Origin of the sequence: Arthrobacter sp. WCS2018Hpa-7, assembly GCF_031843805.1 — a bacterium.
GTDB lineage: Bacteria > Actinomycetota > Actinomycetes > Actinomycetales > Micrococcaceae > Arthrobacter.
In genome coordinates this window covers 60105-74102 of the sequence record NZ_JAVTJB010000009.1, presented here as the reverse complement: position 1 = coordinate 74102, position 13998 = coordinate 60105, and the positions used below count along the sequence as shown (strand labels likewise).

Sequence of the window (13998 nt, the reverse complement as noted above, 5' to 3'; positions counted from 1 at the left end):
TCAGGCCCCCAGCTTGCCGAGGGCTGCCAGGACGGAGTCCGCGGTGGGATCGTGGATCTCGCCCACCAGGCCGCCGTCGCTCATCAGGACAACACGGTCGGCATAGCTGGCGGCCACGGGATCGTGGGTGACCATGATGATGGTCTGGCCCATCTCCTGGCTGCTCCGGCGGAGCAACGCCAGCACTTCGCCGCCGGCTTTGGAGTCAAGGTTGCCCGTGGGCTCATCACCAAAAACGACGTCGGGACGGGTCAACAGGGCGCGGGCTACTGCCACGCGCTGCTGCTGGCCGCCGGAAAGCTCATGGGGGCGGTGCTTCAGGCGGTCCTTCAACCCCAGGGTGCCGACAACGGTATCCAGCCATCCGGCGTCGGCGGTGGTCCCCGCCAAAGCCAGCGGAAGCGTGATGTTCTGCTCGGCCGTCAACGTGGGCACCAGGTTGAACGCCTGGAAAACGAAGCCGATCCTCTCCCGGCGGAGCGCGGTGAGCTGACGGTCGTTGAGGCCGGTCAATTCCGTGCCCCCCAGGACGATCCGGCCGGAATCCGCCGTATCCAGGCCGGCCAGGCAATGCATCAGGGTGGACTTGCCGGAACCTGAGGGACCCATGATGGCCGTGAACTTTCCGGCATCAAAGCGCACCGACACCTTATTCAGCGCGGTGACCGTGGTATCGGCGCGGCCGTAGCTCTTGGTCAGCTCGTGGGCCTCGACGGCGGGGCGGGCCTGGGCATCATCGGACCCCGTGGGTCGGTCGGTTCCTGACGGGTGGGAGAGGGGCGTGAAGGTTGTCATGGTTTCACGCTATGTTTTGCTGCACCCCGTCAGGATCGGGCCAGGGGCCCATTGTCCGGCGTGGTCCCTCATACCGTGGTCTGAGGTGCTAGGAGCCGGGGGCGACAACGCCTGTCTCATAGGCGATGACCACCACCTGCACCCGGTCCCGGGCACCCAACTTGGCAAGGATGTGCCCCACATGGGTTTTCACCGTGGCCTCGGAGAGGAACAGTCCTGCTGCGATTTCGGGATTCGACTGTCCCTGGGCGATCAGTTGGAACACCTCGCGCTCGCGGGTTGTCAGGCGTTCGACGGCGTCAGCGTGCTCGGTCTGCTCCGGTGTTTGCGTCCTCAGCAACGGTGCCACATGGTCCAGCAAGCGCCGGGTGGTGGAGGGAGCTATCACGGCGTCCCCACGGTAGACGGTGCGGATGGCCTCCAGGAGCTCTTCGGGTGGAGCGTCCTTCAGGAGGAATCCGCTGGCGCCGGCCTGGATGGCAGCCAGCGCATACTCGTCCAGGTCAAAGGTGGTCAGTACCACGATCTTGATCTCCGCCCGCTGGGAACCGGAGGGCTGTGCCGCGGCCTGTTCCAGGATGCGGCGGGTTGCTTCTATGCCGTCCATCCCGGGCATGCGGACATCCATCAGGACCACATCGGCGGCGGTAGCGGACAGGGCCTGGACAGCCTCGATCCCATTGCCTGCCTCGGCCACGACTTCGAGGTCCGGCTGCGAATTGATCAGCATGCCAAAACCCGAACGGACCAACTGTTGGTCGTCAACGAGTGCCACCCTGATGGGCGCAGGAACTTCTGGCATGGCTTAGGCCTCCGAATAGGGGATGAAAGCGGACACACGGAAACCGCCGCCCTGCTCCGGGCCTGCGGTCAAAGAACCATCGTAGAGGGAGACCCTCTCACCCATGCCCAGCAAGCCGTTGCCACCGCCAGGTGCCGGCGGATCAGCGGCGGCGCCCCGGCCGTCGTCGACGATGTCCAATTGCAGGCCCCTGGCCTGCCACGTCAGGGTGACGCCCGCCGTCGCCTTCGGTCCAGCGTGCTTCATGACATTGGTGAGGGCTTCCTGGATGATGCGATACGCCGTGAGCTCCGCTCCGGCCGGAAGTGCGCGGCGGGGGACGCCGCTCTGTTCAAAAGCCACCTGAAGGGTGGCGGCACGGAACCCGAGGAGGAGTTCGTCCAGGTCCGAGAGCCGCGGTTGCGGGCGGGTAGGGGAGTCGTCGTCGGAGCGGAGGACACCCAGCAGCCTGCGCATTTCGCCCAAGGAGTCCCTGCCCGTGGCGGCAATGGTAGCCAGCGCTTCCGTAGCGAGTTCGGGTTTCGCGGCGGCAGCGTATCGGGCTCCATCGGCCTGGGTGATGATCACGGACAAAGAGTGCGCCACGATGTCGTGCATTTCCCGGGCAATGTGGGAGCGCTCGTCCGCGGCGGCCAGTTTACGTTCCTGTACCTGTTCCACCTCGAGGCGCCGGGTTCGGTCTTCCAGCGCCTGAAGTTGGAGCCTGCGTACGCGCGTGAGGTCGCCAAGGGTCCAGCTCACCAAGACCAGCATCCAGATCAGGACGGTGTACAGCGTGCCGATGGTGAGGCCCATGATTCCCGATTCCGCAGTGGTCGAGAACAGCCGGGTGGTCAGCATGACGCCACCGGCAAGGCCTGCAATCAGGACACTGCGGCTGGCCCACGCAGGCCCATAGGCCGCCGTCGCGTAGATGACCAGGGGGACGGCGATTTGCCCGGCTACCGGTTCGGCGCCCACCGCCCACTGGATCAGGCATACGACGATCACCGCGCCGGCAGCCATGGCAGGCCGGGTTCGCCGCCAGGCGAGGGGGAGCAGGAGGCTGCAGGACAACAGGGAGAGCCATGGGCGGTCGGCGATCAGGTAGACCGGGCCGAAGAGAAGGATCAGCAGGCACGTTGCAGTCAAGTCCACGATGAAGCGGTTGATCCGGAACCATTCGTATACTGCGTGCCTTCTATCCACGCTTAGACTCTATGCGCTCGTTCCCGCGGAGGGCATCATGCTGTGGTCTGACTCCTTCCGGGCTTAAGTGTTCGTAGAATGAGACGATTTTGACCAGCATGTGGATTGCTTGGCTAGATAGAGCTATGAGCGCAACGTCCATCAATCTCGCTGTCATCCCTGGCGACGGCATTGGCCCTGAGGTCATCGCCGAAGCCGTCAAGGTCCTCGAAAAGGCTGTCGCCGCCGAAGGCGTTGCCCTCGAACTGACCAACTACAAGCTCGGCGCGCAGCACTGGCTTGAGACGGGCGAGACCCTCCCGGACGAGGTCCTGGCGGACCTGCGCACCCGCGATGCCATTCTCTTCGGAGCAGTCGGTGCGGCCCCGGGCGACACCCGCATTCCGTCCGGAATCATTGAACGCGAGATGCTGCTCAAGCTCCGCTTCAGCCTGGACCACTTTGTGAACCTGCGCCCGTCCCGCTTGTACGGCACCGTTGGCAGCCCCCTGGCAAACCCCGGCACCATCGACTTCATTGTGGTCCGCGAAGGTACTGAAGGTCCCTATGTGGGCAATGGCGGCACCTTGCGTGGCGGTACGCCGCACGAGGTTGCCACGGAAGTTTCCCTCAACACCGCCCACGGCGTGGAGCGTGTTGTCCGGGACGCCTTCCGCCGTGCCAGCGAACGTCCCCGCAAGCACGTCACCCTTGTCCACAAGCACAACGTGCTCGTGTTTGCCGGGCACCTGTGGAAGCGGACTGTCGAGGCCGTGGCCCAGGAATTCCCCGAGGTCACCCACGATTACCTGCACATCGACGCGGCCACAATCTTCATGGTGACCGAGCCCTCCCGTTTTGACGTCATCGTCACCGACAACCTCTTCGGCGACATCCTCACCGACCTCGCTGCTGCCGTTACCGGTGGCATTGGCCTGGCGGCATCGGGCAACATCAATATGGACCGCACAGCACCGTCCATGTTTGAGCCCGTCCATGGCTCCGCTCCGGATATCGCCGGACAGCAGAAAGCCGACCCCACCGCGGCCATCCTCTCCGCAGTGCTCCTCCTGGACCACCTTGGCTACACCACGGCGGCCCGCAAGATCGAGGCGGCAGTAGTCGCCGACGTCGAAGGCCGTACCGGCGCGCCACGCAGCACAGCTGCCATCGGCGATGCCATCGCGGCCGCACTTTAGGCCCAAAACTCAGGCGTAAGCTTGTGTTGAATTATTTACCTGCTTCCCTGGTCCATCGCTGAACCACACCCTTTTTAGGGTCCGGTTCGCCCTGCCAGGTAGCTGACTGTGGAGGAAACATGACTCAGACTGCCCATGGCGTCGAATTCAGCCAGCAGCTTTCGGAAACCCCGAAGTCTGCTGAGGAGCGTGCAGCCGTCCTGGCGAACCCGGGCTTCGGCGACTACTTCACCGACCACACCGCCGTCGTCGACTACAAAGTTGACGCCGATGGCAATGGCGGTTGGCAGAATGCCCGGATCGAGCCTTATGGACCCATTTCCCTGGACCCTTCGGCCGCGGTCCTGCACTACGGCCAGGAAATCTTCGAGGGCCTCAAGGCCTACCGTCACGCTGACGGTTCCGTCTGGACCTTCCGGCCCGAAGCCAACGCTGCGCGCTTGAACAAGTCCGCCCGTCGCCTCGCCCTGCCGGAGTTGCCCGAAGAGTACTTCCTGGGCGCCATCCGCGAACTCGTGCAGGCCGACAAGGAATGGGTTCCGTCCGGCGACGGTGAAGCCCTTTACCTGCGTCCGTTCATGATCGCGACGGAGGCGTTCCTCGGTGTCCGGGCTGCCCGCGAAGTGTCCTTCCGCGTCATCGCTTCACCTGCCGGCAACTACTTCGGTGGCGAGCTCAAGCCCGTCTCCATCTGGATCTCCCGCGAATACGCCCGTGCAGGCCGCGGCGGAACCGGTGCGGCCAAGTGTGGCGGCAACTACGCCGCCTCCCTGATCGCGCAGCAGGAAGCCGAAGCGAACGGCTGCAAGCAGGTACTGTTCCTGGACCACTTCAACGACGACGCCGTGGAAGAACTCGGCGGCATGAACGTCTTCTTCGTCATGAAGGATGGCTCCCTGGTGACCCCGGCCCTCAGCGGCACCATCCTTGAAGGCGTCACCCGCATGTCCGTCATCCAGGTTGCCAAGGACATGGGCCGCGAAGTCACCGAGCGAAAGATCACCCTGGACGAATGGCGCGACGGCGTTGCCTCCGGCGAGATCACCGAAGTTTTCGCTTGCGGTACGGCAGCCGTGATCACGCCGATCGGTGTGCTCAAGGACGCCACGGAGTTCATCGGCTCCGAAGACGCAAAGGCCGGCGAGACCACCATGGCTATCCGCCAGCAGCTTCTGGGCATCCAGACCGGAACCGTCGAGGACACCCACGGCTGGCTGGCCCGCCTGGTCTAGCCTCCGGACGTCCCGAAACGCACCGCACGACGGCGGCCCTTCCCTTGGTTATCAAGCGGAAGGGCCGCCGTACTGCTTCCCGGACGCTCGCTCACTTCCCTCGGGTTTGGGGTGGACGCTCTTGCAGGTCCCTCGGGTTTGGGGTGGACGCTCTTGCAGGGCTTGTGGCCCTCTGCCGTGTTGTCTCCCCGAGCCGATCCGCTTTTTGCGCCTGGGGGTGAGAGAAGGATGGGGGGAAGGCCGTGGGATGTGAGAGAAGGATGGGGGGAAGGCCGTGGGATGTGAGAGAGGGTCCTCGGAGGTGTCAAGATGGGGGAGTGACTTCAGAATCAATGGCGACTTCCGGCACTTCACCGAATGACGATGACTCCTTCCTGCGGCGCAGCAGTGAACTCACCCGCTTCCGGTTGGCCCCGAACCCCGGACCCATGAGTTTGGACGGCACCAACTCGTACATCATTGGCGCGCCAGGCTCCGGCCACGTGGCGGTGGTGGACCCGGGACCGGCCGATGAACGGCATCTGGCGGCACTCGCAGCGGCTGGCGCCGTTGATGCCGTGCTGATCACCCACCGCCACGCAGACCACACGGAGGCTTCGGCCCGCTTCCATCAGCTGACCGGGGCTCCGGTCCGGGCTTTTTCCCGGGAGCACTGCCATGGGGGAGAGCCACTCACAGACGGAGAAGTCCTGACTGCAGGAGGCGTTGAAATCCTCGTTGTGGCAACCCCGGGTCACACCTCCGATTCCGTATGCTTCCATCTCCCCGGCGACGGCCCGCACGGCTCAGTCCTCACGGGAGACACTATTCTGGGACGCGGCACCACGGTCCTTGATTATCCCGACGGCCGGTTGGGGGACTATCTTGCAAGCTTGGACAGGCTGGAGGCGATAGGGCCGGCAACGCTCCTACCGGCCCATGGCCCTGTGCTCCCTGCGTTGGATGCGACATGCCGCGAGTATCGCGAGCATCGTGAACAGCGGCTCGACCAGATCAGGGCGGCCCTGAAAAACCTGGGTCAGGATGCGTCGATACACGCCGTCACCGACGCTGTCTATCCCGACGTCGACGCTTCGGTCAGATGGGCGGCGGAGACTTCAGTAGCAGCGCAGTTGGATTACCTCCGAAGCTGAGACCGGACTGTAGGCTTGAGCCCATGCGTATCGCCCGGTTTGTAGTTGATTCTGATCCCCTTTACGGCGTCGTTGACGGTGAGCCCGGCAGTGAGGAAATCACTGTCATCAACGGCGACCCGTTCTTCAACGGCGTCGAACGTACCCATGTGAAGCACAAGCTCGAGGACGTCCGGCTTCTGGCGCCCATCATTCCCCGCAGCAAGGTGATTGGCGTCGGCCGGAACTTTGCCGAGCACGCAGCGGAGCTCGGCAATGAAGTTCCCCAGCAGCCCTTGTTGTTCCTGAAGCCCAACACCTCGGTCATCGGCCCGAACGATCCCATCATCCTTCCTGAGTTCTCGGAGGAGGTCTCCTTCGAAGCTGAGCTGTGCGTGGTCATCGGCCGCATCTGCAAGGACGTCCCGGAGGATCGCGCGGACGACGTCATTTTTGGCTACACCTGCGGCAACGACCTCACCGCCCGCGATGTCCAGAAGACGGATCTCCAGTGGGCCCGCGCCAAGGGTTTCGACACCTCCGCGCCGCTGGGCCCGTGGATCGAAACCGAGCTCGACCACGAAGACCTGTCCATCCAGGGACGGCTCAATGGTGAGCTCCGCCAGGACGGCAGCACCAACCAGATGATCCGCGGCGTCCGCGAACTCGTCTCGATCGTTTCCCACGCATTCACCCTGCTCCCGGGCGACGTCATCATGACCGGAACCCCGGCAGGCGTCGGCCTGGTCAGCGAGGGCGACCGTTTTGAGGTGGAGATCGAAGGCATCGGCCGGCTGTCCAACCCGGTGGTCCGCCGCTAGGCTCCCAGCGAAACCTCAAAAAGCCAAGGCCCGACGGCGGCACCCGCCTTTCGCACGAAAGGTGAGTGCCGCCGTCGAGCGCTTTCAGCCGGGAAACCGACGTGGCGCCAAGCGGTAAAGTTGGAACTATTATGACTATTGCTTCTGCGTCGAACGCTGCCTCCAGCGCCATCCCTGCCGTCAACGCCGAGACTCCGGTCCGCGTCCGCTTTTGCCCGTCACCTACGGGAACTCCGCACGTTGGCTTGATCCGTACGGCCCTGTTCAACTGGGCGTATGCGCGCCACACTGGCGGCAAACTGATCTTCCGCATCGAGGACACGGACTCTGCCCGCGACAGCGAGGAGAGCTACCACCAGCTGCTGGATGCCCTCAAGTGGCTCGGCATCAACTGGGATGAGGGCGTGGAAGTTGGGGGCCCGCACGAGCCGTACCGCCAGTCCCAGCGCGGCGACATTTACCAGGACGTCATTGCCAAGCTCAGGGCCGGTGGCCACGTCTATGAGTCCTACTCCACTCCGGATGAAATTGAGGCCCGCCACAAAGCCGCAGGCCGCGACCCGAAGCTGGGCTATGACGGATTTGACCGGCACCTGACCGAGGAACAGCTGGCCCAGTTCAAGGCCGAAGGCCGCGAGGCTGTCCTGCGTCTCCGTATGCCGGACGAGGACCTGACCTTCAACGACCTCGTCCGCGGCGAGATCACTTTCAAAGCCGGGTCCGTGCCCGACTTCGCAGTGGTCCGCGCCAACGGCGCCCCGCTGTACACCCTGGTGAACCCGGTGGATGACGCGCTCATGGGGATCACCCATGTCCTGCGCGGCGAGGACCTCCTGAGCTCCACTCCGCGCCAGATCGCGCTATACCGTGCGCTCTACTCCATTGGCGTGGCCGCGTACATGCCGGAGTTCGGCCACCTGCCTTACGTCATGGGCCAGGGCAACAAGAAGCTTTCCAAGCGTGATCCCGAGTCCAGCCTGTTCCTGCACCGGGAGCGTGGCTTCATTCCCGAAGGCCTGCTGAACTACCTTTCCCTGCTGGGCTGGTCGCTGAGCGCCGACGAGGACATCTTCACGGTGGAGCAGCTCGTGGCCAACTTCGACATCCACGATGTCCTGGGCAACCCGGCCCGCTTCGATATCAAGAAGGCCGAGGCCATCAACGGAACGCACGTCCGCTTGCTGGCGCCGGAGGACTTTAAAGAGCGTTTGGTCCCTTACCTCCGCGCTGCCGGGTTCGTAGGGGAGATCCTCACGCCGCGGCAGGAAGAGATTCTTGCCGAGGCCGCCCCGCTGGTGCAGGAACGCATTACCCTCCTGGGCGAGGCTCCTGAGATGCTGGCGTTCCTGTTCAAGGCCGACGACGCCATTGACGTAGCGGATGACGCCCGGAAGGGACTCCCTGCCAACCTGGACGAGGTCCTTGACGCTGCCCTGGCGGCGCTGGAGCCCATCGGGGAGTGGACGGCTGAGAACATCCAGACGGCACTGAAGCAGGCTCTTGTGGAGGACCTGGGCATCAAGCCCCGGGCCGCCTTCGGACCCGTGCGCACTGCCATCTCCGGTCGCCGCATCTCTCCGCCGCTGTTCGAATCCATGGTGATCCTTGGTAAGGATTCATCCCTGGCCCGCGTCCGCGCTTTCCGCAGCTAAGGGCGGCTTCAGTCATGGCGATCGCAAGCTCCTTCGGCACTATCCGCGGTGTCCTCTTCGACATCGATGACACCCTGGTGGACCTTGAGTACGCCATGACCACAGCATTGCGCGACGTCAGCGAACATCTCCTGCCCGGCCTGGACCAGGCCGGGTGGGTGAAGTTCGGCCGCATCTTCACGCATGAGACCACGCACTTTTATGACCGATACTTGGCCGGCGAGCTGACCTTCAATGAACAGAGGCTGCTTCGCGGCAGGGCTGCGTTGGGCCACTTCGGTGTGGAACTCGGGGAAGGCGAAGAGTCACAGGCCTGGGTCTCTGAGTATCACCAGCGCCAGACCTCGTACGTGAGAGCCTTCGACGACGTGGCAGAGGTGCTGGATGCGCTCGACGCCGCGGGCATTCCCTATGGAGCCGTGAGCAATAACGTGCACGACTACCAGCGCGCCAAGCTGGACAGCGCAGGTCTTTCCAGGATCAAGGTTCTGGTGGGCACCGATACTGTTGGCGTACCCAAACCGGATCCTGCCATTTACCTCGAGGGAGTGCGCCTCCTGGGCACGACGGCGGGGGACACCCTCTACGTCGGGGACAACAGGCTGCTCGACGCTGACGGAGCCTGTGCGGCCGGGCTGATGGGCGTATGGCTGAACAGGACCGGAGAAGTCGTGGAAGAGTTCACCGGACGCCAGGTGGACTCCCTGACAGGGTTGCTGGCCACGGCCCCAAGTGCCGTTGGGGGCGCGCATCCAGCGGCGCGAATCATGTGATGCAGGTAACGTCCTCCCGATTTGTGCAGGTGACAAGACTCCGGTAGAGTCATTACTCGTGCTGAGGGGCACGGAGGGAAAAGCCAAGGGAAACCGAAGCGCGGAACTCCGGTCCGAAAGTCACTTTGGGATATGGTGTAATTGGCAACACTACGGTTTCTGGTACCGTCATTCTAGGTTCGAGTCCTGGTATCCCAGCTCTGAAAATCCGCGTCAACACGCAGGAATTTCGGAAGTTTCGAGTCGCTGAGGCGATTTGGAGCGGAGCTGAAAGTATGAAATACTCATTCAGCTTGATCGCCGGAAACGGTGATAAAAAGTGCAAGGCCCCATCGTATAGCGGCCTAGTACGCTGCCCTCTCACGGCGGTAACGCGGGTTCGAATCCCGCTGGGGTCACCACGGAATCCCCCGGAACCACGGTTCCGGGGGATTTCTTTTTGCCTCCGTTTTTCCACATAACGCCTGCCCAGCGCGTCGGAGGTGGAACGGGCTGGCATGATGATGCTGTGACCGCAAACGAAGACCCGGCAGCTATCCGGCAAACGCCCGTACCCCAAGGTGCGGCGGCCGCCGTCGAGGCCTTGGAAGCTGCCCGCGCGGAACTGGCGGCCACCACCCTTCCGCTCGCGGTGCCTGAGGCCCCGGAGGCCCGCCAATGGATTCGCGAATCCCTTGCGCAACTCGACGATTACGTCATTCCCCGCTACCGCAGCCTGGACGCTCCGTTGCTCGCCGTCGTGGGGGGCTCCACAGGTGCTGGCAAGTCCACGCTTGTCAACGCGCTGGTGGGGTATCCGGTCACCAGGGCAGGTGCCATCAGGCCCACCACACGTCAACCCATCCTCCTGCACCACCCCAAGGACGCCGGTTGGTTTGAAGGCCACAGGATACTGCCCAGTCTGGACCGCATCCGGGGCGCTGTGTCGTCGAGCCCGATGCCCGCAAACCAGGCAGGTGCGGCACCTGACGCCCAGGCCATCACGTCGTTGGTCTTGGTGGGGCATGACGCAGTCCCGCAGGGAATAGCACTCCTGGACGCGCCGGACGTCGACTCCATCTCCGATGACAACCGCCGGCTCGCTGGTCAGCTGCTCGCGGCCGCGGACCTCTGGGTGTTTGTCACCACGGCAAACCGCTACGCCGACGCCGTCCCCTGGCGACTGTTGCTGGACGCGGCGTCACGGGATATCACCGTAGCCGTGGTGCTGGACCGTGTGCCCGTGTCCGCCGAAGAAGAGGTCAGGACCGACCTCAAGGCCATGCTGGACCGGCAGGGTCTCGGCGGCGCGGAGCTCTTCGTCGTTCCGGAAAGTGCCTTGGACGAACTAGGAATGCTGCCGGAAGAATCGGTGTCAGCGCTGCGTCAGTGGCTGGGAGCCTTGGCATCGAATGCGGCTGGCAGGGCGGACGTCGCACGGCGGACGCTGAATGGGGCTGTCAAAGCCGTCAGCGTCCGATTGGAGGGCATCGCCGCAGCGGCATCAGCCCAGGATGCCGCTGCGCACGAACTCCAGACCATCTGCGTTCAGGAGTACGAGCAGGCGCTGTCCCGAATTCTCGAGGCCACCAAGGACGGTGCACTGCTCCGCGGGGAGGTACTGGCACGGTGGCAGGACTTTGTGGGCACGGGGGAGTTCTTCCGGGCATTGGAGCAAAACATCGGGCGGATGCGGGATCGGGTGGGTGCTTTCTTCCGCGGGGAGCCGGCTCCCGCGGTGAAGGTCGAGACCGCCATCGAGACCGGGCTTCAGGCAGTAATCCTGGACGAGGCCGCCACGGCAGCAGAAAACGTAGACAGACGATGGCGTGCTGACGCCGCGGGCCGCCACCTCCTTGGCGCCGATGACCTGTCAGGGACAAGCGAGGGCTTCGACGCGAAATCTGCCGCTGCCATCCGGACCTGGCAGGAAGGCCTGATGGAGATGATCCGCACCCAAGGACAGGGGAAACGGACCCAGGCCCGCTGGCTGTCCTTCGGCGTCAACGGCCTGGGCGCTGCACTCATGGTGGTGGTGTTCTCCATGACCGCGGGCTTGAGCGGACTGGAGATCGGCATCGCCGGCGGCACGGCAGTAGTCGGCCAGAAATTGTTGGAAGCCGTATTCGGCGAGGACGCGGTGCGTCGCCTGGCCCAGCAGGCCCGGGATGACCTGCACACCCAGTGCCAACGGATGTTGGACGACGAACGGCAGCGTTTCCTCGACCGCCTTGAGGCGGCGCATCCAAGCTCCGGGAACCAGCTGGCCCGGCATGCCAAGACCCTTCGCCGCCTGGCGGGGGCCGCATGAGCCGCCACGGCCAAGTCCGCGAGGCATCCCAACTGCAGAGGCGGCTCGAGGCGCTGAACACGGCGCGCGAACTCGCCGAAGGCGTGCTTCCGGACGAAAACCTGCAATCTGTCTATGACGTCCTGGAGCGTGCCACTTCCAGGCGTTCATTGTCGGCCGGGCACACCGTGGTGGGTTTTTTTGGGGCCACGGGCAGCGGCAAATCATCACTGTTTAATGCCGTGTCCGGCAGCGACCTTGCCACCGCGACGGCGCGACGCCCCACGACATCAGCGGCGTTGGCGGGAATTTGGGGTGAGGATGGCAGCGGCCCGTTGCTCGACTGGCTGGACGTCAAGGAACGGCATCCGCTGCCACCTGTCCCGGGACTGGCCGACGCGGACACAGGCCTGGTGCTCCTTGATCTGCCGGACTTCGACTCCACCAGGGTGGAAAACCGGGAGATTGCCCAGCGCATGGTAGGCATGGTGGATGTCCTCGTCTGGGTCCTGGACCCGCAAAAGTACGCTGACGCCGCGGTGCACAACGACTTCCTTCGGCCCATGGCCTCCCATGGTGCCGTCACCTTGGTGGTCCTGAACCAAGTGGACAAGCTGAACGCCGCCGATGCTTCAGCAGTCATGCAATCGCTGGAGGCCATCCTGGAGCGTGACGGGCTGGGCGAGGTCCGCGTGGTGGGTGCGTCAGCAATAACCGGCGACGGCGTCCCTGCCGTCCGCGGGGCCATCAGGAACGTCGTAGTACAGCGGGAGGCAACAACGCGGAGGCTGGCGGCCGACGTCGTCAAGGCCGGCGCTGAACTCGCCCACGCGTCAGGCGAAGGTGAGGCGCGGGGCATTACTGCAGGAGCCAAGGTGCGGCTTGCGTCTGAACTGGCGACGGCGGCCAACGTGCCGGTAGTGGTGGACGCGGTCCAGCGGTCCTTCACGAGGGAATCGGCCCGACGGACTGGATGGCCCGTGACGCGATGGCTGTTGCGCTTCCGGCCGGACCCTTTGCGAAGGCTGAACCTGGGGCGGGAGGACACCCGGCCCGATCTCAGCCGGACGTCCTTGCCGCCCGCCGGTGCGCCGGAACGGGCACGAACCGATGCTGCCGTCCGGGATTTTGCGGACGTGGCGTCGGAGGGTGCTCCCGGACCGTGGCGGGCTGCCATCCGCGCCGTGGCACGGGACGGCCGGGAGCAGTTGCCTGATGCCTTGGACCAGGCAATCGCCGGTACTGACCTGAAGGCGACGCAACGACCCCTGTGGTGGGCGTTGTTCAACACGCTTCAATGGCTGGCGCTTGTGCTGGCCGTGGGAGGACTGGGCTGGCTCGGTGTGCTGGCCGCGCTGGGCTACTTCCAGATGCCCGTACCGGAAGTGCCGCGGACGGAGGGCTGGCCCTGGCCTACGTTGATGGTGGCCGGGGGAGTCCTGCTGGGAATCGTCCTTGCCATTGTCGGTCGCATCGTGGGCGGATGGGCAGCGAGGGCTCGTGCCTCCCGGGCCGCGAAACGGCTGAAAGCGGCAGTGGCTGTCGTTGCCGAGCAGCGGATCGTGGAGCCGGTGGACGTTGAGATCACCCGGTTGAAGGCCTTCAACGCTGCGTTGAAGGTGGCACGTTCTTCCTAAAGGGCCGCGGCCGCGTCCCTGACTTTGATGAGCGTGCGCAGGTTTCTGGTGGTGGTGCAGGCTTTGTAGCGGGCCTTGGCGGAGAGCTTGCTGAACGGACTGTCCAGCGTGCCGCCGGCGGGTGCCAGCCACGCTGAAGCTTCAGGGCCCAGCCGCACCTGCGCTACGCCGCCCAGGGATTCGCCGGCTTCAAAGAGTTCATCGAGCATCGCTGTATCGGAAGCCAGTGTGATGTAGCTGTGCGTGGATTTGTCATCAGCCGGGTAGGGGCAGGCGTCCACCAATTCGCCCACGCGGCCTGCTGTGAGGACCACCACCCAGGCGTCGTAGCCGAAGGTCTTCCGCAGGCACTGCTCGAACTGCGCCTTGACCTCTTGGGCTGTGAGCTCGCTCTGCAGCACGACGTTTCCGCTGGCCAAGAGGGTTTTGACCTTGGCGAACGGGTATTCCTGAAGGGCGGCCTTGAGGTTGGCCATTTTGATGTTGATGCCGCCTACATTGATTCCGCGGAGGAAAACGGCGTAGTTGCCCATGCCGGA

Annotated in this window: 12 protein-coding genes and 2 tRNA genes; 10 read left to right on the top strand and 4 right to left on the bottom strand. The window is 64.4% G+C overall.

What is annotated here, in order from left to right:
- From RQH14_RS11890 to RQH14_RS11880, 3 genes are all read right to left on the bottom strand, one after another.
- The gene (locus tag RQH14_RS11890; RefSeq protein WP_311213435.1) at positions 1 to 795 is read right to left on the bottom strand and encodes an ABC transporter ATP-binding protein; all 795 of its coding nucleotides are present in this window, start codon (positions 793 to 795) and stop codon (positions 1 to 3) included.
- Between the two features lie 88 nt (positions 796 to 883).
- The gene (locus RQH14_RS11885; protein WP_311213434.1) at positions 884 to 1597 is read right to left on the bottom strand and encodes a response regulator transcription factor; all 714 of its coding nucleotides are present in this window, start codon (positions 1595 to 1597) and stop codon (positions 884 to 886) included.
- A gap of 3 nt (positions 1598 to 1600) precedes the next feature.
- The gene (locus RQH14_RS11880) at positions 1601 to 2785 is read right to left on the bottom strand and encodes a histidine kinase (protein WP_311213433.1); all 1185 of its coding nucleotides are present in this window, start codon (positions 2783 to 2785) and stop codon (positions 1601 to 1603) included.
- A 125-nt stretch (positions 2786 to 2910) separates the two neighbouring features.
- On the opposite strand from RQH14_RS11880, the gene RQH14_RS11875 reads away from it, so the two are divergent.
- From RQH14_RS11875 to RQH14_RS11830, 10 genes are all read left to right on the top strand, one after another.
- On the top strand, positions 2911 to 3963 hold the full coding sequence (locus tag RQH14_RS11875) for a 3-isopropylmalate dehydrogenase (RefSeq protein WP_311213432.1): 1053 nt from the start codon (positions 2911 to 2913) through the stop codon (positions 3961 to 3963).
- 119 nt (positions 3964 to 4082) lie between these two features.
- A complete protein-coding gene (locus RQH14_RS11870) occupies positions 4083 to 5195 on the top strand; it encodes a branched-chain amino acid aminotransferase (protein ID WP_311213431.1) in 1113 nt (370 codons plus the stop codon).
- Between the two features lie 332 nt (positions 5196 to 5527).
- Positions 5528 to 6328 (top strand): MBL fold metallo-hydrolase, encoded by an 801-nt coding sequence (locus RQH14_RS11865; RefSeq protein WP_311213506.1) that lies wholly within the window; start codon positions 5528 to 5530, stop codon positions 6326 to 6328.
- Between the two features lie 23 nt (positions 6329 to 6351).
- The gene (locus RQH14_RS11860) at positions 6352 to 7128 is read left to right on the top strand and encodes a fumarylacetoacetate hydrolase family protein (protein WP_311213430.1); all 777 of its coding nucleotides are present in this window, start codon (positions 6352 to 6354) and stop codon (positions 7126 to 7128) included.
- A 131-nt stretch (positions 7129 to 7259) separates the two neighbouring features.
- Complete coding sequence (gltX, locus tag RQH14_RS11855) at positions 7260 to 8780, top strand: glutamate--tRNA ligase (RefSeq protein WP_311213429.1); 1521 nt, start codon at positions 7260 to 7262, stop codon at positions 8778 to 8780.
- Between the two features lie 14 nt (positions 8781 to 8794).
- The gene (locus RQH14_RS11850) at positions 8795 to 9553 is read left to right on the top strand and encodes an HAD family hydrolase (protein ID WP_311213428.1); all 759 of its coding nucleotides are present in this window, start codon (positions 8795 to 8797) and stop codon (positions 9551 to 9553) included.
- A gap of 126 nt (positions 9554 to 9679) precedes the next feature.
- Positions 9680 to 9751 (top strand) — tRNA-Gln (locus RQH14_RS11845).
- Between the two features lie 127 nt (positions 9752 to 9878).
- Positions 9879 to 9954 (top strand) — tRNA-Glu (locus tag RQH14_RS11840).
- A 107-nt stretch (positions 9955 to 10061) separates the two neighbouring features.
- Positions 10062 to 11843 (top strand): dynamin family protein, encoded by a 1782-nt coding sequence (locus tag RQH14_RS11835; protein ID WP_311213427.1) that lies wholly within the window; start codon positions 10062 to 10064, stop codon positions 11841 to 11843.
- Positions 11840 to 13459: a GTPase gene (locus RQH14_RS11830; protein WP_311213426.1), complete on the top strand. Its 1620-nt coding sequence runs from the start codon at positions 11840 to 11842 to the stop codon at positions 13457 to 13459. Before RQH14_RS11835 ends, RQH14_RS11830 begins: the two co-directional genes overlap by 4 nt.
- Here RQH14_RS11830 and RQH14_RS11825 read toward each other — a convergent pair.
- Positions 13456 to 13992: a DUF1697 domain-containing protein gene (locus RQH14_RS11825; RefSeq protein ID WP_311213425.1), complete on the bottom strand. Its 537-nt coding sequence runs from the start codon at positions 13990 to 13992 to the stop codon at positions 13456 to 13458. The two genes, RQH14_RS11830 and RQH14_RS11825, sit on opposite strands and share 4 nt — an antisense overlap.
- Between the last annotated feature and the right edge of the window lie 6 nt (positions 13993 to 13998).

What these genes read in the sequence shown, in the direction of transcription:
- RQH14_RS11890 (WP_311213435.1), bottom strand. Translation starts at nt 795, where the DNA reads ATGACAACCTTCACGCCCCTCTCCCACCCGTCAGGAACCGACCGACCC.
- RQH14_RS11885 (WP_311213434.1), bottom strand. Translation starts at nt 1,597, where the DNA reads ATGCCAGAAGTTCCTGCGCCCATCAGGGTGGCACTCGTTGACGACCAA.
- RQH14_RS11875 (WP_311213432.1), top strand. Translation starts at nt 2,911, where the DNA reads ATGAGCGCAACGTCCATCAATCTCGCTGTCATCCCTGGCGACGGCATT.
- RQH14_RS11870 (WP_311213431.1), top strand. Translation starts at nt 4,083, where the DNA reads ATGACTCAGACTGCCCATGGCGTCGAATTCAGCCAGCAGCTTTCGGAA.
- RQH14_RS11865 (WP_311213506.1), top strand. Translation starts at nt 5,528, where the DNA reads ATGGCGACTTCCGGCACTTCACCGAATGACGATGACTCCTTCCTGCGG.
- RQH14_RS11860 (WP_311213430.1), top strand. Translation starts at nt 6,352, where the DNA reads ATGCGTATCGCCCGGTTTGTAGTTGATTCTGATCCCCTTTACGGCGTC.
- gltX (WP_311213429.1), top strand. Translation starts at nt 7,260, where the DNA reads ATGACTATTGCTTCTGCGTCGAACGCTGCCTCCAGCGCCATCCCTGCC.
- RQH14_RS11850 (WP_311213428.1), top strand. Translation starts at nt 8,795, where the DNA reads ATGGCGATCGCAAGCTCCTTCGGCACTATCCGCGGTGTCCTCTTCGAC.
- RQH14_RS11830 (WP_311213426.1), top strand. Translation starts at nt 11,840, where the DNA reads ATGAGCCGCCACGGCCAAGTCCGCGAGGCATCCCAACTGCAGAGGCGG.
- RQH14_RS11825 (WP_311213425.1), bottom strand. Translation starts at nt 13,992, where the DNA reads ATGGGCAACTACGCCGTTTTCCTCCGCGGAATCAATGTAGGCGGCATC.